The 17781-nt window shown below is 71.7% G+C and carries 15 protein-coding genes; 8 read left to right on the top strand and 7 right to left on the bottom strand.

Annotated elements, in window-relative coordinates:
• Window positions 1-133: 133 nt before the first annotated feature.
• Window positions 134-1276 carry an asparaginase gene (locus OG219_RS12595; RefSeq protein WP_266825902.1) on the bottom strand — a complete coding sequence of 381 codons (1143 nt, stop codon included), beginning with the start codon at window positions 1274-1276 and terminating at the stop codon, window positions 134-136.
• Window positions 1277-1527: 251 nt separating this feature from the next.
• On the opposite strand from OG219_RS12595, the gene OG219_RS12590 reads away from it, so the two are divergent.
• The 6 genes from OG219_RS12590 (at window position 1528) to OG219_RS12565 (ending at window position 8614) form a co-directional block, all read left to right on the top strand.
• Window positions 1528-2688 carry a peptidoglycan recognition family protein gene (locus OG219_RS12590; RefSeq protein WP_266825900.1) on the top strand — a complete coding sequence of 387 codons (1161 nt, stop codon included), beginning with the start codon at window positions 1528-1530 and terminating at the stop codon, window positions 2686-2688.
• Between the two features lie 192 nt (window positions 2689-2880).
• Window positions 2881-4752, top strand: coding sequence for an FUSC family protein (locus tag OG219_RS12585; protein WP_266825898.1), 1872 nt, complete (start codon window positions 2881-2883; stop codon window positions 4750-4752).
• A gap of 94 nt (window positions 4753-4846) precedes the next feature.
• On the top strand, window positions 4847-6238 hold the full coding sequence (locus tag OG219_RS12580) for an amidohydrolase (protein WP_266825896.1): 1392 nt from the start codon (window positions 4847-4849) through the stop codon (window positions 6236-6238).
• A gap of 65 nt (window positions 6239-6303) precedes the next feature.
• The gene (locus OG219_RS12575; RefSeq protein WP_266825894.1) at window positions 6304-7488 is read left to right on the top strand and encodes a cytochrome P450; all 1185 of its coding nucleotides are present in this window, start codon (window positions 6304-6306) and stop codon (window positions 7486-7488) included.
• Between the two features lie 97 nt (window positions 7489-7585).
• Window positions 7586-8272 carry a DUF899 domain-containing protein gene (locus OG219_RS12570; protein WP_266825892.1) on the top strand — a complete coding sequence of 229 codons (687 nt, stop codon included), beginning with the start codon at window positions 7586-7588 and terminating at the stop codon, window positions 8270-8272.
• Window positions 8273-8440: 168 nt separating this feature from the next.
• A complete protein-coding gene (locus OG219_RS12565; protein ID WP_266465633.1) occupies window positions 8441-8614 on the top strand; it encodes a hypothetical protein in 174 nt (57 codons plus the stop codon).
• Window positions 8615-8635: 21 nt separating this feature from the next.
• Here the strand turns inward: OG219_RS12565 and OG219_RS12560 are convergent, their stop codons facing one another.
• The 3 genes from OG219_RS12560 to OG219_RS12550 all read right to left on the bottom strand — a co-directional run bounded on the left by OG219_RS12560 (window position 8636) and on the right by OG219_RS12550 (window position 11930).
• The gene (locus OG219_RS12560) at window positions 8636-10498 is read right to left on the bottom strand and encodes an ABC transporter ATP-binding protein (RefSeq protein ID WP_266836079.1); all 1863 of its coding nucleotides are present in this window, start codon (window positions 10496-10498) and stop codon (window positions 8636-8638) included.
• Window positions 10499-10815: 317 nt separating this feature from the next.
• Complete coding sequence (locus tag OG219_RS12555) at window positions 10816-11280, bottom strand: hypothetical protein (RefSeq protein ID WP_266825890.1); 465 nt, start codon at window positions 11278-11280, stop codon at window positions 10816-10818.
• Window positions 11259-11930 carry an ATP-binding protein gene (locus tag OG219_RS12550; RefSeq protein ID WP_266825888.1) on the bottom strand — a complete coding sequence of 224 codons (672 nt, stop codon included), beginning with the start codon at window positions 11928-11930 and terminating at the stop codon, window positions 11259-11261. Before OG219_RS12550 ends, OG219_RS12555 begins: the two co-directional genes overlap by 22 nt.
• Before the next feature lie 201 nt (window positions 11931-12131).
• Here OG219_RS12550 and OG219_RS12545 point away from each other — a divergent pair, with 201 nt between their 5' ends.
• Window positions 12132-12992: a helix-turn-helix transcriptional regulator gene (locus tag OG219_RS12545; protein WP_266825886.1), complete on the top strand. Its 861-nt coding sequence runs from the start codon at window positions 12132-12134 to the stop codon at window positions 12990-12992.
• Window positions 12993-13256 (top strand): DUF397 domain-containing protein, encoded by a 264-nt coding sequence (locus tag OG219_RS12540; RefSeq protein WP_266825884.1) that lies wholly within the window; start codon window positions 12993-12995, stop codon window positions 13254-13256. It begins immediately after the preceding gene.
• A 142-nt stretch (window positions 13257-13398) separates the two neighbouring features.
• Here OG219_RS12540 and OG219_RS12535 read toward each other — a convergent pair whose 3' ends face one another.
• From OG219_RS12535 to OG219_RS12525, 3 genes are read right to left on the bottom strand one after another with little or no spacing between them, the layout of a single operon-like run.
• On the bottom strand, window positions 13399-14256 hold the full coding sequence (locus OG219_RS12535) for a tyrosine-protein phosphatase (RefSeq protein WP_323183272.1): 858 nt from the start codon (window positions 14254-14256) through the stop codon (window positions 13399-13401).
• A gap of 29 nt (window positions 14257-14285) precedes the next feature.
• The gene (locus OG219_RS12530) at window positions 14286-15245 is read right to left on the bottom strand and encodes a hypothetical protein (protein ID WP_266825882.1); all 960 of its coding nucleotides are present in this window, start codon (window positions 15243-15245) and stop codon (window positions 14286-14288) included.
• Window positions 15242-17653: a PEP/pyruvate-binding domain-containing protein gene (locus OG219_RS12525; protein WP_266825880.1), complete on the bottom strand. Its 2412-nt coding sequence runs from the start codon at window positions 17651-17653 to the stop codon at window positions 15242-15244. The genes OG219_RS12530 and OG219_RS12525 overlap by 4 nt, the downstream gene beginning before the upstream one ends.
• Between the last annotated feature and the right edge of the window lie 128 nt (window positions 17654-17781).

Below are 17781 nucleotides of genomic sequence, written 5' to 3'. Positions count from 1 at the left end.
TGCCGATGATGTGGGGCATGGGGGCGGGGCCGCATCCGAATATCGGGTCCACGAATATCGGGTCCACGTCGAGGGGTCGAGTCGCCCCGACCCACTGCCGGCACGCCCCTGCCCGCGGACCGGCAGTCGCCCCTCACTTCGTGGTGAACTGCGCCGTCCCCAGCGTCGCGAACCACGTCCGTATCTGCTTCTCGTCGTCCGTCGCCGCGAGTGAGAGGAGCAGGAGGAGCCGGGCCTTCTGTGCGGTCAGATCCTCTGCGCCGATGACGCCGGTGGTGTCGGACGAGCCGTACACCGCCCCCGAACCGGTACGGGTGGTCGACGCGAACGTCACCCCCTTCTTCACCGCCTCGGTCCGCGCGGTCGTCATCGCGGGCGAGATACCGCCGGCGCCCGTGCCCGCGGTGACGATGCCCTTCGCCCCGGCGTCCGCGAACGCCGTGATCGCCTCACCGCCGGCGTCCTGGTAGGAGTACGCGATCTCCACCCTCGGCAGAGGCGTGCTCGACTTGTCACTCACCTTGCCGACGATCCGGTCCAGGTCGAAGGGTGTACGCCAGCTCGCCTTGCCGCACTTCTGGACGCGGGCCGGCGCCCGGTTGAGCCGGATGTTGTCCTGGTCGATGACGCCGAGTTCGCCGGAGGGGCCGCTCTCGAAGGTGTCCATGCGCAGAGCGTTGGTCTTGCGGACCTCCCGCGCGGCCTGGATCTGGTCGTTGAGCATGACGACAGTGCCGTAGCACTTCGTCTTGTTGCTCGCGGCCAGCTTGATCGCGTTGTAGAGATTGGCGGGCGCGTCGGTACCGATGACCGTCCACGGCCGCATCGAACCGGTGAGGATCACCGGCTTGTCGCTGCGCACGGTCAGGTCGAGCCAGTACGCGAACTCCTCCATGGTGTCCGTACCGGTGGTCACCACCACCGCGTCGTTCTTCTTGAGCGCGGCGTCGACGGACGCGGTGAGCTTGCGGTAGTCCGCGATGGAGTACCCGCTCGACCCCTTGTTCCCGAACTGCTCGGTCGTCACATCGGCGAGCCCGTCCACCTCGGGCCGCAACTCGTCCACCATCTTGGAGATCGCGAGCTGCCCCGACTTGTAGTCCTGGAAGGAGACGCGGCTGGTACTGACTCCGGAGATGGTGCCGCCGGTCCCGATCACGGCGACCTCGGGCACATCCTCCTTCTCCTTGGGCTGGGCACTCGCGCTGGACAGCGAGACCCCCGCGGCGACGGCGAACGTACAGAGCAGGGCGGCAGTACGGTGGGCGATCTTCACGTAACACGGCTCCTAGCAGGTCGGCGACAGACGCTCGCCGCCGACCGTAGGAAGCGGTGTTTTCCCAGGCGTTGCGTGTACGTGTCAATTACCGTGCGTCGGCGTCGAGTTCGAATGGCAGGTGGAATTCGCGGACAACGTGGGCGGGAGAGGGGTGCATCCGGTGACTGTGCCGGGGCGTGTGGGGCGAGGCGGTAACCCGGAGCCGTAGGCTCCGTTGAATCTCCAAGGAACCTCGAAGGACGCCTCCCATGACTGTTCCCCCCACCTCCCACCGCGTCCGGTCCCGTGTCACACGGCGCGGGCTGATCGGCGCCGCGGGCGCGGTCGCGGCAGGCGCCGCGCTCACACCCGTCGTAATGGCGAACACCACGTCCGACACCACGTCCGGCACGACGTCCGACACGACGGACTCGGGCGCCACCGACGCCAACGCCGGGGCCGGTACGACCTCCGAGACCTTCCCCAGGACCCGCGCCAAGGCGGCCACCGGCGAAGCGCCCGTAGAGGCGGCCTTCCCCATCGGCTACGTGGGTGTGAGCTGGGCCGGCACGAGCGAAACCGCGGGCGGCGGCATCCGGCTGACCGACGCGGGCGGAGGCAAGGGAGCGTGGAAGTCCCTGAGCGGCAGCGGCTGTTCGGGCAGCAACGGCGGCGCGCTGCTCATCCCCGCCGACCAGGCTTCCGGTTACGAGCTGAAGGCACCGGACGGTGCGAGCGGTCTGCGCTCGCTGGCCCTCGACACCACCCGGGGACCGCAGCGCGAGGTGGCCGTACCCAAGGACACGACCCGGATGCGGGGCGTCGCCTATCTGTCGCGCGCGGCCTGGGGCGCGGACGAGTCGCTGCGCTTCAAGGCGGACGGTACGGAGAACTCGCCGACGGTGTACTACCCGTTCCAGACGATCACGGTCCACCACACCGACACCCCCAACGGCGACCCGGACCCGGCAGCCACGGTGCGCGCGATCTACCAGTTCCACGCGGTCACCAACGACTGGGGCGACATCGGCTATCACTTCCTCATCGACGAGAAGGGCCGTATCTACGAGGGCCGTTACTCGGGCGCCGACGGCATCCCCGCGCACGACGCCGCCGGCAAGCTCGTCACCGCCTTCCACGTGGGCGGCTTCAACTCGGGCAACCTCGGCATCGCCCTCCTCGGCACCCTGGTCGACCAGGGCCCGACCGACGCCGCCCGCACAGCCCTCACCCGCCTGGCCCGCGTCCTCACCCGCCTCCACGGCGTCGACCCCAAGGCCCAGGCCACGTACACCAACCCGGTCAACGCCACGAAGAAGGACGTCCCCGAAATCAGCGGCCACCGCGACTGGATGGAGACGGACTGCCCGGGCGGGACGATGTACGGGGAGCTCGCGGCACTGCGGGAGGCGGTGGCCGGCGGGAACTGACTCCCGCTCCAGACTCAGTATTCGCCTTCATACAGGGGTTGCGTTCATAAAGAACGCGGCGCCCACGTGAAGCGTCACCTCGCCGAAACACTTGCGTCCCATTCCCTCCAGCAACGCGATCTACCGTAGGCACCACAACAGCCCGGCCGATGTCGCCCGAAGGCGCCCCCGCCCTCGCCCGACAGGAGCCCCGTGCCACTCCCCAGCGTCGCCCTGCCGCCCTGGCTCGCCCATGCCCTGCGCTCCCAGCGGGGACCCGTGCCCTGGAGTGCGGTCGTCCGGGGTGCGCTGGCGGCCGGGCCGCTGCTGCTCGTGGCGGTGGTCGCCGGGCGGCCGTCCGTCGGAGTGGTCGCCGCGCTCGGGGCCATGCTCGCCGGGATCAACGACAGGCCGGGGAGTCGGCGGGCCGCGGTCAGGAGGATTGGGGTGCCCGGCCTCGCGGGGGCCGGAGGGCTGCTCGTCGGGTCGTACGCCGGACAGCATGTCGGGGCGGTGGCCCTCACCCTGTTCTTCACCGGCCTCGGGCTCGTCGCGGGCGGTATGAGTGCCGTCGGGCCCGTCGCCTCCGGGGCCGGGACGCAGCTGCTCGTGGCCTGCGCCATCGGGGCCGGGATGCCGCTGCCCGAACCCGGGTGGCAGCGTGCGCTGTTCTACCTCGCCGGTGCCGCGTGGCTCATCGGGCTGCGGCTCGCGCTGCCGACGACCGCGGTCACCGCCGGTGACTACCGGTTCGACGGCGAGCGGGACGCCGTCGGCGCCGTGTACGAGGCGATCGCCGAACTGCTGGCCGCCGCCGGCGGGCCGGATGCGAGCCGCCGCCGCGTCGCCCTCACCGCCGCGCTCGACCACGCGCAGGACGCGCTCGCCGGGCCCCGGCTGCGGCGGTACGCCAGCTCGGGGGCCGAGCGGCGGCTGCACGCGCAGTACGCCGCCGCGCTGCCGCTCGCCGAGGCCGCGACCGCGCTCGCCTGGGTGGGAGAGACGGTGCCCGCGCGGGCCGCGGAAGGACCCCGGCGGCTCGCCGCCGCCGTACGGACCGGCGCGCACACCGGACCACTGCCCGCGCCCTCCCGCTCCGCGCCCGCCCTGCGCGCCCTCGACGACGCGCTGCTGCACGCCGCCGAGGCCTTCGACGGGGGCGGCACCGGAAGGAACCTGCACACCCGGCGCCGTACCGCCCTGTCCCTCGCGCGCACCGCCTTCGGCGCGGGAGGGCGTGAGTACGGGCTCCGCGTCGCCCTCTGCTTCGGCGCCAGCGCGGGCGTGGCGCAGGCCCTGCACCACGCCCAGTGGTACGGGAACCACTCCCACTGGTACTGGCTCCCCGCGACCGCCGTCTTCCTCGTCAAGCCCGACCTCGGGCCGCTCGCCTCGCGCGTGCTGTGCCGGGCGGCGGGGACCGTCCTTGGCGCCATCGTCTTCGCCGGGCTCGCCGCACTGCTGCCCAGGCCCGCCGGGCTGGTCGCCGTCGTGGCCGTCTGCGGCGCCCTGATCCCCGTCGCCACGCGGCACTTCGCCGCGCAGACCGCTGTCGTCACCGTTCTCGTACTCGCCCTCGTCATGGTCGCGGGGGAGCCGCCGGCCGCCTGGAGCCGCATCGGCGAGACGCTGCTGGCCTGCGGGATCGTGCTGCTCGTCGGGCATCTGCCGGCGCTCGGGCAGCGCGGGGGGACGGTACGGGCCCGGCTCATCCGCGCCGTGGAGGCAGCGGACGCCTACCTCGCGCATGTGCTGAACGAGGGCACGACGGACGACAAGGCCGGCCGCTGGGCCCTGCGCCGCGAGGCCTATCGCGCGCTCGCCGAGGCCCGCGCCGCGATCGACCTCGCCGCCGCCGAACTCCCCGCCCTCGCACGGCACGCGGAGGGCACGGACGAGGTGGCGGCCACCCTCGAACGGCTCGTCGACACGACCACGGCGTGCGCCGTCCAACTCGACGACAACGGGCGGCTCACACCCCGCCACACCGAGCGGATCGCCGAACTCCTCCACGAACTGGCCGAGGGGCGGGTGCGGGCGGGGCTGCGCGTGAAGCACGGGCCCGAGGTGCCCGTCGCCGTGTGACGTCGAGGGCTCGGTACGGGGGCCATCAGGGCGGCCGGCTCCGGATGCGCGGTTCCTGTCCCCCGGTGGCACGACCCCGTCGTACGGTGACGCAATGACGCCGTCTTCCGCGACTCCGTCCCCGGCCTCCGCCGCGCAGGGCCCCGCCGATCTCCTCATCACCGGATGCACCGCCCTCGTGCACGACGACCACGAGGAGGCCGTCTTCGTCGAGGACGCCTCGATCGTCGTACGAGGGGGGGTCATCGAGGCCGTCACCGGCGGTGCGTCCGCCGTGGACGCCGTCGAGCGCATCGACGCCCGTGGCCAGGTGGCGATGCCCGGCCTCATCAACTGCCATACGCACTCGCCGATGGTCGCGCTGCGCGGCATCGCCGAGGATCTGCCCGCCGAGGAGTGGTTCAACGACTTCATCTGGCCGATCGAGTCCAACCTCACCGCCAGGGACGTGGAGTTGGGGGCACGGCTCGCCTGCGCCGAGATGATCCGCGGCGGGGTCACCTGTTTCGCCGACCACTACTTCTCGATGGACACCGTCGCCGCAGTGGTGGCGGAGAGCGGGCTGCGCGCGCATCTGGGGGAGGCGTTCTTCTCCTCGGGAGGTCCCGAAGGCCGGGAGAAATCACTGGAGTTCGCGCTCCGGCACCGGGGAACGGCCGACGGCCGCATCACCACCGCACTCGCCCCGCACGCCCCGTACACCGTGGACGACGCCGACCTCGCCGCGACCGCCGAACTCGCCCGCGCACACGGCCTTCCCGTACACCTCCACGCCTCCGAGAGCCGCGACCAGACCGACAACAGCCTTGCCCGGCACGGCCGTACACCCATCGAGATCCTGGAGCGGACCGGGATCCTCGGCACCGGCACCAGTGTGCTCATCGCGCACGGCACCGGCATCGTCGAGCGCGATCTGCCTGTGCTGGAGCGAGCGGTTGCAGCGGGCTCCGTCGCCGTCGCGACCGCGCCGCGCGGGTACTTGAAGTTCGCGTGGGGTCCGACGCCGGTGCGCGCCCTGCGTGAGATCGGTGTTCCCGTCGGGCTTGCCACGGACGGGGCCGCCTCCAACAACTCCCTGGACGTGTGGGAGGCCATGGCGCTCACCTCACTCGTCCAGAAGTCGACCGAGGGCGATCCACGGTGGCTGACATCCCGTCAAGCCCTGCACCACGCGACGCTCCAGAGTGCGCGGGCCGTCGGTCTCGGCGAGCGGGTCGGAAGCCTCGCGCCGGGGCGTCGGGCCGACATCATCCTGGTGGACCTCACCGGGCCGCACACCCAGCCGGTGCACGACCTCGCGGCCACGCTCGTGCACAGCGCCCGCGCCGGCGACGTACGGACGACGATCGTCGACGGCCGGGTGCTGATGCGGGATCGCGAGCTGCTCACACTCGACCTCCCCTCCACCGTAAGGGAGTTGGGGGAGCGGCTGCCCGCACTGATCGACCGGAGTCACGGGAAGCGGATCCAGGAGTACGACACCTGATCCAGGACCACGACACCTGATACAGCCGCGCGCGACGCCCGATCCCCAGTGCCTAGGCTGGAGCCATGTCCACCCCACAGGACCCCGCAGCGGGCCTCATCGACAACCCGTACGCCGTCTACGACCGTCTCCGTGACACCGCCCCCGTGCACCGCATCGCCGGAACGGACGGCAACCCCGCCTGGCTCGTCACGCGGTACGACGACGTACGCGAGGCCCTCGCGAACCCGCTGCTCTCGCTGGACAAGCGGCATGCGCTGCCCGGGAGTTACCAGGGGCTGGCGCTGCCGCCGGCCCTCGACGCCAACCTCCTGAACATGGACCCGCCCGACCACACCCGCATCCGGCGCATGGTGGTACGGGCCTTCACCCCGCGCCGGATCGAGCAGCTGCGCACCCCCGTCAGGGAGACCGCCGACCGGCTCCTCGACGCGCTCGGACCGCACGGCGGGACGGACCTCATCGCCGCGTACGCCGCGCCTCTTCCCATCACCGTCATCTGCGATCTGCTCGGGATTCCGGGCGAGCACCGCCGGGACTTCCGGGTCTGGACGGACGTGCTCGTCGCACCCGACCCGGCACGCCCGGCGGCGGCGAAGGAGGCGGTCCTGGCCATGCTCGGGTTCTTCACCCAACTCCTCGCGGCCAAGCGGAAGGAGCCCGCGGACGATCTGCTCTCGGATCTGATCGCGGTACGGGACGAGGGCGACCGGCTCACCGAGGACGAACTGATGTCGCTCGTCTTCCTCATCCTCTTCGCCGGATACGAGAACACGGTGCAGCTCATCGGCAACGCCGTCCTGGGGCTGCTCACCCACCCCGACCAGCTGGCCGCACTGCGGGCGAACCCCGACCGACTCCCCGCCGCCGTCGAGGAGTTCGCCCGCCACGAAGGGCCCGGACTGCTTGCCATCCGGCGCTTCCCCGTCGAGGACGTGACGATCGGGGGCGTCACCGTCGCCGCGGGCGAGACCGTCCTGCTGTCCCTGTCCGCCGCCAACCGCGACCCGCGCCGCTTTCCCGACCCCGGCCGGCTCGACCTCGGCCGCGACGCCTCCGGTCACCTCGCGCTCGGCCACGGCATCCACTACTGCCTGGGCGCGCCGCTGGCCCGCCTGGAGACGGAGATCGCCCTGTCCGCGCTCCTGGAACGCCTCCCGGACCTCGCGCTCGACGCCGACCCGGCCGAGCTGCGGTGGCGGCCCTCCCTGCGCGCCCGCGGCCTGCTCGCGCTTCCGGTGACGTACTGACGCCGGGAAATCTCTCCAGAAAATCCCGGTACCGCCGATGAGTTCCGCTCCTCCCACCGGTCCACCCACAGAAGGCACCGTTTCGTAGGAGGGGCACATGACGCTTCCGCAGATCGTCTCGCGCAACGAGTGGCGCGCCGCGCGCGAAGAACTGCTGGCCAAGGAGAAGGCCGCCACCCGTGCGCGGGACGCGCTCAACGCGGAGCGGCGTGGGCTGCCGATGGTCGAGGTCGACAAGGAGTACGTGTTCGAGGGCGGCGACGGGAAGGCGACGCTGCTCGACCTCTTCGACGGACGGCACCAACTCGTCGTCTACCACTTCATGTTCGCGCCGGAGTGGGACGCCGGCTGCCGCAGCTGCTCGGCGTTCCTCGACCAGATCGGGCACCTCGCGCATCTGCGGGCCAGGGGTACGGAGTTCGCCGCCGTCTCCCGCGCACCGCACACGAAAATCCTGCCCTTCAAGGCGCGCATGGGCTGGACGGTGCCGTGGTACTCGTCGTACGACAACGAGTTCAACTACGACTACCAGGCATCCTTCGGCGGCGAAGAGCCCTACGAGCGGCCGGGGATGAGCTGCTTCCTGCGGGAGCGTGACCGTGTCTTCCACACGTACTCGACGTACGAACGCGGACTCGACGGGCTCGGCTCCACGACCAGCCTCCTCGACCTCACCGCGCTGGGAAGGCAGGAGGAATGGGAGGAGCCCAGGGGGCGCTCATCGGCGCTGGGAGCACCCGCGGGCAGTGAACGGATCCGGTACCACGACGAGTACGCGGACTGATTCGCGTACGGCTCGACGCATCCGCAAAAGGTGTGAACGGGTCGAAAACACCCTCACATCGAACCTGCGACGAAGTGTCGACTACGTCTCAGTACCGTCACGTAGCGAGCCGTTCACCCCATGGATGGCGTTTAACTCTACGAGAGCAGCGCTACGTGGAGGTACAAGGTGAACGGGCGAACGGTGCTGGAGCGCTTCCCCGCAGGTGGGCCGCGTGGGTCCTGGCCCGCGGAGGAGTTCGCGCAGGCGCGTCGCAAGGAGGGCCAGGCCGTGGAAGTGGTCATGGATCTCTCGACGGACGCGTTCTTGGTGGTTCTGCGTGTCGGCGACCTCGTCGAGTGAGGCGGGCGGCCTCCCCGGTGATCAACCGGCTTCCCTGGTGGCCACCTTCGCGGTGAACTGCCCCGCCTGGAGCGAGTACAGCTCCGCGTAGACGCCACCCGTGGCCAGGAGTTCGTCCGGGCTGCCGGACTCCACGAGGCGGCCTTGGTCGAGCACGTGCACGAGATCGGCGTGGCGTACGGACGCCAGCCGGTGCGTGATCAGGATGACGGTCTGGCCGGTGCCCGCCAGCGCCCTGATCTTCTCGAAGACCTCCAGCTCGGCCCGGGCGTCGAGCGCCGCCGTCGGTTCGTCCACGATCAGGATGGCGCCGCGCCGGTACGCGGCCCGCGCGATGCCGAGCCGCTGCCACTGCCCGCCCGACAGCTCGTGACCGCCGCTGAAGCCGCGGGCGAGGAGCGTGTCGAGACCGCGGGGTAGATCCGCCACGACGTCCTCCGCTCCCGCCTCGGCCACCGATGAGGCGAGTCGCTCGTCCGTGAGCGGCGCCGAGGCGCGGCCGACCGCGACGTTGACGCGGGCCGTGAACGGCCACCGTTTGAAGTCCTGCGCCACCATCGCGATGCGCTCGGCGAGTTGATGCCGGTCGGCGGTCGCCGCGTCGACGTCGTCCCACAGGATCCGGCCGCTCTGGGGCGCGTACAGGCCCGCGAGCAGCTTCACGAGCGTCGTCTTGCCCGAGCCGTTCTCGCCGACCAGCGCCACGATCTTGCCGAGCGGCACGTTCAGGGTCACCTCCGCGAGCGCGGGCCGGGTCGAGGTGCCCGGATAGGTGAACGTGACGTTCTCGAAGCGTATTTCGCGCGGATCGTCGGGGAGCGGATCGCCGCCCACGGGGATCGCGCGCTCGGCCGCCTCGACGTACAGGCGCTGCAGGTCGCCCACGAACAGGCCGTCCTCGTGTAGGGCGTTGACCTCCAGGACGAGCGTGCCGAGGCTCGCGGAGCCGGTGCGGATCGCGATCACCGCCGTACCGGCGACGGAGAGTGCCATCGCACCGGCGAGCAGCAGTCCGCCGAGGGTTGCGTACGTCGCCACGGTGGCGAGGCCGGTCCAGGCCGCCGCGATCAGGCCGGTGCGGGCGGAAAGGCGTGCCAGGCGCGCCTGTTCGGCCTCGGCGGTCTCCGACATCGAGCGGTAGTGGCGCAGCAGGAACGGGCCGACGCCGTGCACCCGGATCTCCGGAGCCGCGGCGGGCTCGGTGAGCAGGTTGCTGATCAGGCGCCCGGCGCGGATGTGCTGCACCCAGGTGTGGAACGACTGGTAGTGGCGCCGGGCGTTCGTCAGCGCGCTCCACGCGCTCGGCAACGTCATCGTCACGAGCAGCGGCAGCAGCACGGGATGCAGCACGGTCAGGACACCCGCTGCCGCGCACAGCGAGATCATCGCGTTCACGACCCGGGCGGCGATCGTGATCATGCGGCGGGCGGAGTGGGCGCCGTACTGAGCGGTGTCGAGCAGCTTGTGGAAGGCGTCGTCCTCGATCGCGGCCAGCTCCACGGCCGCCGCTCGTTCGAGATACAGCTCGGTCGCGACCCGCTCGACCTTCGGCTCGAGCCGCCCGGTCGCGTACGTCGACGCGGCCCGCAGCAGTGCGGCGAGCAGCATCACGGCGGCCACGACGATCAGCGCCGGTAGCGCCCCGCGCAACCGGTCCTCGACCGGGCCGCTCGCCAGCAGCCGCCCCAGCACGCTGTTGACGGCCAGCAGACTCACCGCCTGTGCCGCGCCGCGGGCCAGTTCGGCGCCCAGCACGATACGGGCGGCGCGGCGGTCCGCCTTCCAGGCGAGCCGGAAACTGGACGTGAGCAGGGACGGCAGCCGCGTCACCATGGCGCGGAAGTTCAACTCGAGGAAGGCGTCGGAGTGTTGGGACCAGCCCATGTCGTAGCGGAGCGGACCGCCGAAGAGCAGGTGCTCCGATTCGGACGCTGCCGGTTTGTCGTCGTCCCGCTCGCCGCGCCGGGCAGTTCTCCGCCAGGCCCACTTCCGCGCCGCTGGATCGGGTGCCGGTTTCCCCGCCGGCTCCCGTACGGACTTCCTCGCGGACTTTCTCACCGTTGGCCTCCCCCGGAGTGGACGAACGGTGCATTCCCCAGGAACGGGGCGCTCCACCCGGGGCGGCCGCGGAGTTTCGCGGCAACCGGCGCACTTCGGATACCGGCGCACTCGGTTGCGCCGGTGAGACCCGGTCGGGGGACTTACGCGCTGATCGGACGCGACCAGACGGGTGTCGTTCCCGTCACCTGGCACACGGCCAGATAGAGGGGGATCGGCGGGGTGTAAGGAACGGTGCCGGCGGGCTTGTGGATGAGCCCGGGGGTGTGGGGTGCGTCGGGTACGACCGCGCCCGTGGCGTAGTGCGCGGGCGCCGGCCACTCAAGGGCGACGTCGGAGTCGGAGGGGACGATCCACCACCAGTTCGCCCGGTCGGCGTAGACACAGCCCACGCGGGGCAGCCGCGGCAGCAGCAGCGGTCCGAACCGGGCGGGCACCGACACCGCGTCGCACCCCAGCGGCACGGTCATGCCCTCGGGCACGAGGAGACGTCTGAGCGGCCCGGACGCCTGCTGCGTGCGCTTGAGGCGGACGAGTGTGTCCAGGCTCAGGACCTGCGCCCGGGGCCCCGCGACCGACGTACCCCTCACAACACCATCCCCCAGCATGCTTCCGTCCCGGCGCCCCGGCCGTCGGCCGGAGGCTTCTTCGCGCTCCACCCGAGGTCGGAGCGGGGCTCGGTGTCCACGTCACGCCGACTGGTCGAACGCTGGTTCGAAGAGTGCTCCAGCTCCGCCCAGACCAGCAGCCCGGGGCCCGTCTCCTGAGCCCCCCAGGCTCTGCACATGGCCTCGACGAGGAGCAATCCCCTCCCGTGCTCCTCCTCGGGCCGCTGGGGCGAGGGGCGCGGCTCACCCGGGGCGCAGCCCTCGTCACGTACGGCTATCCGCACCAGGTCGTCGTCGTGGTGCAGCTCGCAGACGACCCGCTCACCGGCGGTGTGCACGATCGCGTTGGTGACCAGCTCGGAGATGACGAGGGTCGCCGAGTCGCAGGTGTCCTCGCACACCGCCCAGCCGGACAGCCAGGCGTCGGTCAGACGTCTGGCCCGGGCCACGGAGCCCGGGTGCGCGGCCAGCTCGAAGCGGAACCGGCGCTCGGCGGCCACACCGGAGCGAGGCCCGGCGACGGCACGGAGACCGGATCGGTCCTCGGTGGCGGCACCGGGACCAAGGCGGTCCTGGGCGGCGGCGCCGGGACCGCAGCGGTCCTCGGCGGCGTCTGTTCCTAACGGCACGGACGGAGTCACGCTTGCCACTATCGCCCCGCCGTGAACACTTGGCAAGAGCCACTATGAAAAATGCAGAGTGCTGTGTGACTCCGTGAAGGCGCGTGGCACACTGCTCGCAACAGCACGCCGAGCGGCGCCAGTTGGGATCGTGGAACGGACCCCGAACGGCGCCGTCCGGACTGTCAGGACCCTGTGAACCGCCTGTGAGTCACCCTGTGGAGGTGGGACGTGAGTGAACCGCGGTCCGCGCCGACGGTCGGCCAGGTCGTTCTCGGCCGACGCCTGCTCGACCTGCGGGAACGCGCGGGTCTCAAGCGTGAGGAGGCCGCGCGTGTGCTGCGTGTCGCACCCGCCACGGTCCGCCGCATGGAGATGGCAGAGGTCTCCCTCAAAATTCCCTACCTCCAGCTCCTTCTGAAGTCGTACGGCGTCTCCGACGAAGAGGCGGACGCGTTCGTCCTCCTGGCCGAGGAGGCGAACAGGCCGGGCTGGTGGCAGCGGTTCCACGACATCCTGCCGGGCTGGTTCTCGATGTACGTCAGCCTGGAGGGCGCGGCAGCCCTGATCAGGCAGTACGAACCCCATTTCGTGCCCGGCATCCTGCAGACCGAGGAGTACGCGCGTGGCGTCCTGAAGGCGGGCGCCATCGGCCAGACGAGACCCGAGGACATCGAGCGCCATGTGGCGCTGCGCATGCAACGCCAGGATCTGCTCACTCGTGAGGATGCACCCCGGATCTGGGCCGTGATGGACGAGACGGCCCTGCGCCGCCCCATCGGCGGCCCCGAGGTGATGCGTGCCCAGATCGACAAACTGCTCGAGGCCACGAAGCTGCCCAACCTGACGCTGCAGGTGATCCCGTTCTCCTCGGGACCGCACCCCGGCACGTACGGGCCCTTCGTGCTCTTCCGATTTGCCGTGCCGGAACTCCCGGACATGGTCTACAGCGAGTACCTGACCGGCGCCGTCTACCTGGACGCGCGCTCAGAGGTGGCGACCCACCTCGAGGTCATGGACCGCATGGCGGCTCAGGCCGCTACTGCACATCGCACGAAGGAGATCCTCCGGGATCTCCGCAAGGAGCTGTGAATGGAACGCATGAAGTCGCGGATACGCAACGCGCGCATCTACAACGGAATGCCCGCCCGTGAACTGGGCAGCGAGGGCTGGCACAAGCCGTGGAGCGGCGGCAACGGAGGCAACTGCCTGGAGGCGATGAAGCTCGCGGACGGGCGCATCGCGGTCCGCCAGTCGGCGGACCCGGACGGACCCGCCCTGATCTACACGCCCGGTGAGATGACCGCGTTCATCCAGGGGGCGAAGGCGGGGGAGGCGGACTTCCTGCTGTCCTGAGTTCTGCTGCCCTTATGTCCTTCTGTCCTGTTCACGTTGTGCTTTCTTTGTCTCAACTCCCTAATCTTGGTGCTGACTTGATCACTTGCCATGGCATGGACTTACGGGGCGGTGGCGCGCAAGCGGTGACGCCGGCCTAGAGTCAGGACCACATGCGGCGTGGTGCGTCCACCAGGCGGCTGATCGCGATCACCGGGAACGGTGGCTGGTCCGCGTGGTCCGGGCCGAGACTCAGCCCGTAGTAGATCTGCTCGATCGACGGCGGTCCGACCGCGAGATTGCGCCGGACCGCCGCCGGCGGCGACTGCTGTCCGGTCCGTACGAGATACGCCGCCGCCATCGCCCCCGTACGGCCGACCCCCGCACCGCAGTGCACGAACACCGGCCCCGATGCCTCGCCGACCACCTGGAGGAAGCGCTCCACCTGGCCGGGCGTCGGGGTCTGCCCGTCCCGGACGGGCAGCCGTACGACATCGAGTCCGGCCCTGTGGGGACCGGCGAGCTGGGCCGCTGTGAGGTCTTCGGCGCGCAGATCGACGACCGTGGTGACACCGAGGCGCGCGAGCGCCCGGTAGCCCTCGGGCGAGGGTGCGGCCCCCCGCCACAACGTCCCCTGCTTTCCGACGGGTTGGAAGTTGTGGACCCCTTGCACCGAGTGCGTTCCTTCGGGCGCAGGGGTCTCCTCGCGGGCCCAGTACGACAGCGCCAGGACGCCGAGCGCGCCGGTGGCCCACAGGGCGAGATAGCCGAGGGTGACTCCGACGAGGTACCGCAGGATCGTTCTGCGCAACCGGCGTGCGGGCAGGGCGCGTTGGGGCGGGGGTGCGGTGACGACAGCCATGGGCGACCCGGGGTGATCGGGGACGATGGGCGCGTTCGCATCGTAACCCGGGGCGGCGATATGGGCGTTGTGCGTACGACGCGTGCCGGGTCCGGTATCGGCCTCGGCCTCGGCCTCGGCCTCGGCCTCGGCCTCGGCCGCGGAGCCGGGCGCCGGCATCGGGTCCGGCCCGGTCGTCGGCGCTCGGCTCAGTCGTCGTCCGCGTCCGTGTCTCCGATGCCGACGACCGTGAGGTGGGTCCGGTCGACGCTCGCGTCCTCCAGACAGCCGGTCAGCCTCATACGGTCGTGGTCGGTGAGCGCGGGCCGCACGACACCGGCGTACAGGCCGTCGCCCAGGCTGCCGAGGGTGGCCCGGCTCAGTGGCACGGACGTCGAGTCCCGGCAGCGTTCCCAGAGTTGGTGCGCCGCGAGGGTCCCCCGCTCCGCCGTCATGTCCTTGCCGCGCATGTCGATCCGGACGAGTACGGAGGTCGCCTCGGAGTCGTTCCCGTGCTCCTCGCGGGTCTGGGTGAGCTCGGCGAGGGCGCCCACGAGCGCGGTGAGCAGGACGGCACCGACGACGCCGGCGGCGATCAGGCGCACGGTGCGGCCCCGGTCGCGCCGGGCGCCGATCGGCGGCAGGTCGTCCAGGTCGGTGTTCCCTGCTGTGTCCGGCGCGGCCAGGATCGCCAGCCGCCCGGCGAGGTGCCGCTCGGCCGACGGCCGTGCCGTGACCGACGCGATCCGCTGCACCAGCCAGGCGAGCCCGGACAGCAGCACCCCGGTGACCATGAGCACGGGCACGAAGACGTACGAGTGGCTGCCGGTGTCGTCCAGCCAGCGGAACCGGTCGTTCGACGGTTCCCCCTGCCGCAGCCGGGCGAGTACGTCCTCCTGCCGCGACCGGCCCGACGCGTCCTGTCGGTGGAGTCGGGCGAACGCGTCCTCCTGGCGCCGGTCGGTCTCGCGCATCCGCTCCTCGATCCGCTCCTCGATCCGCGAAAGCCGCCCGAGCAGCACGATCCCGAGCAGCATCACCTCCACGACGAGCAGCAACACCCCGCAGAGGATGGCCCGTTGCCACTGCCACCGGTACAGGTAGATGACGACGTACACGCCCGCGCCCGCGGCGGCCGAGCCTCCGAAGAGGTACGCGACGCGCCTCATCGCGCGGCCCCCGACACCTGGCCGGTCAGCAGATGTACGTCACCAGTGGTGCCGTCGACCGTGAGGCGGGAGCCCGGCCGGAACCGGAGTACCGCATCGTCCGCGCCGACGACCGTGGGCAGGCCGAACTCCCTTGCCAGCACGGCGAGATGGGACAGCGGACTGCCGGTCTGGGCCACCAGTCCCGCGAGACCCGGCAGGAGCGGCGCGAGCGTCGGGTCGAGGGTGCGTACGACGAGGACGGCGTCCGGAGGGCGGGGTCCGATGCCGTCCCAGGCGGTACCGGCGGCGCGTCCGCCGGCCACACCGCGCGCCCCGTCGCCGGTCCGCCGTCGTTCGGCGATGACCACGCCGCCGTCGGCCAGCCGGAACGCGTCGGGGAGCGGAGCGGACACGGACCGGGGGAGCCGTTCCTCCACGTCCCCCGGCAGCCGAGCGCCCTCCAGCGCCGCGACGAACTCCTCCCACCGCAGCAGCCCGACGCGCCCCGCATCGCTCAGCCCGCCGCGAACCGTCAGCCTGAGCGCCCCCTCACGAACCAGCCGCACCTGCAACTCCTGCACCCAGCGGATCCGGAGGCGGAGGGTTTCACGCGGGGGGAGTGGGCCGGGGGAGGTGCGGCGGAGGGTGGCCACGGTGGCGGGACTGGCGCTGTATTGCCCGGAGTTGGGGGCGTGATCGCCGCCTCGTCCGGCCTCCTCGGCCGCGCGCCGCAGGGTCGCGTCACCAGGGCCCGGCCGGGTCTTGTTCCCCAGGGCCTGCCGGGTTCCGGTTTCGTCTCCCGCGCCTTGCCGGGGTCCAACTTCGTTTCTCGCGCCCTCCCAGGTTCCGGTTTCGTCTCCCGCGCCTGGCCGAGCTCCGATCACGTCTCCCGTGCCGCGCCGGATCCGGGTCTCGTCCCCCAAGCCCCCGGGCAGGCGCAACTCCCCCCGCAGGCTGGGCGCCACGAGCGCGAGGACCACCGGCTCCGCGGCCACGATCCGGTTGTCGGGGACGCCCTGGGCGCGGGCTTCCGCGAGGGCGACGAGGGCGGTGCCCGCGGCCGTGGTCGTGCGGTTCTCCGGGAGCAGGGCCCCGGCCAGGGCTTCCTGGGCGTGCAGGGAGACCAGGGTGACGCGGGTCCAGCGGAGGGCCGCGACGAGGGCCGGCCTGGGGAGTTGGACGGGCGGCGGGGTCTCGGTGAGCCGGCGGTCGACATCCGCGACGAGGTCCATCGCCAGGCCCGGGAGCGCCGCGGTCAGCCGGCCCACCCGCCAGGCCGCGCCGAGACGGCGGGCGCCGGGCGCCGGGTTGAGGAACGCCAGCCGGCGGTGGGCAGCGGGTACCACCCCGAGCAGCCGCAGATCCGCGGCGGCGCGCCCGCCGACCGCCGTGACGACCGGCATCGCCCGCAGCTGCCGCCGTGGCGCGCTGCCTCCGATGTCGAGCGCGGCGGCGAGCCCGCGTGCCATGGGCGCCAGCCACAGATCCTCCTCCAGTGGCTCCAACTGTCCCGGCAGCGTCTCCGCCACCGGCCCGGGCCCGAGCAGCCGTGCCCGGCGCGCGGGCCGTGCCGCCATCGCCGTGATCGGGCGGCTCTGGAACAGCCACAGGCGCCCGTCCCCGTCGAAGCCGAACTCGATGTCCTGGGGGCCGCCGAACACGCGCCGGGCGCGCCGCGCGAGCCGGGCCAGACGGCGCAACTGGGCGGAGGTGAGCGGCGGTTCGTGCTCCGGAGAGGCACCGCTCGGCGGTTCCGTCCGAAGGGCCCGGCCCCATCGGTTCAACGAGTAGTTCGTGCCGGGCTGTTCACCGCTGACCAGAGTGTCGGGACCGCCCCGCACCGCGCTCACCAGCATCCGGTCCGCCCGCCCCTCGACCGGATCCGCCCCGAACAGGACACCTCCGACGCGGGCGCTCAGCATCGGCTGCACGAGCACCGCCATCGGCGCGGTGCTCCCGTCGGACCGGTGGGCCGAGTCGAGAACGGTCCGTATCGCCGTTCGGAAGTCCCGCCAGCCGCGTACGTCGAGCACGGAGGCGAACTGGCCCGCCAGGGAAGATTCTTGCGTGTCCTCCTGCGGAGACGAGGACCGTACGACGAGGGGCCGGGCACCACCACGGGAGAGCTCGTGCCAGGCGTGGCGGAGGGCGGCGGGATCACCCGAGGTGCCGGAGACACCGGAGACACCGGAGACACCGGAGATACCGGAGGTTTCGTACGGAACCACGAACCCGGGAAGCACCGGCAGCCCGGCGCGTGCCGCTCGCGCGAGATGCGCGGCCTTGGAACCTGCGAACTGGGGGAGTGCGGCCGTGGGTTGATCCAGGGGGACGGCATCGAGGCCGCGCGCCGCGAGCGCACTCCCGCCCCTGAGCTCTTCCCCGTCGCGCGCCCCGTCTTCATGACGTTCATCGAGCGTTGTCATCGCTCACCCTCCAGGACCGACCGTCAACAGGGGGGACGCGCGGGGGTGGCCCTGCGCCTGACGACGGAACGAAGGATTGGGGGCGGGCCACCGTCATGACCGGTTCACGGCCGCGACAGCAACACGCC

This window comes from Streptomyces sp. NBC_00038, from assembly GCF_026343635.1.
Lineage (GTDB): Bacteria > Actinomycetota > Actinomycetes > Streptomycetales > Streptomycetaceae > Streptomyces.
This window is presented reverse-complemented; position numbering and strand designations above follow the sequence as displayed.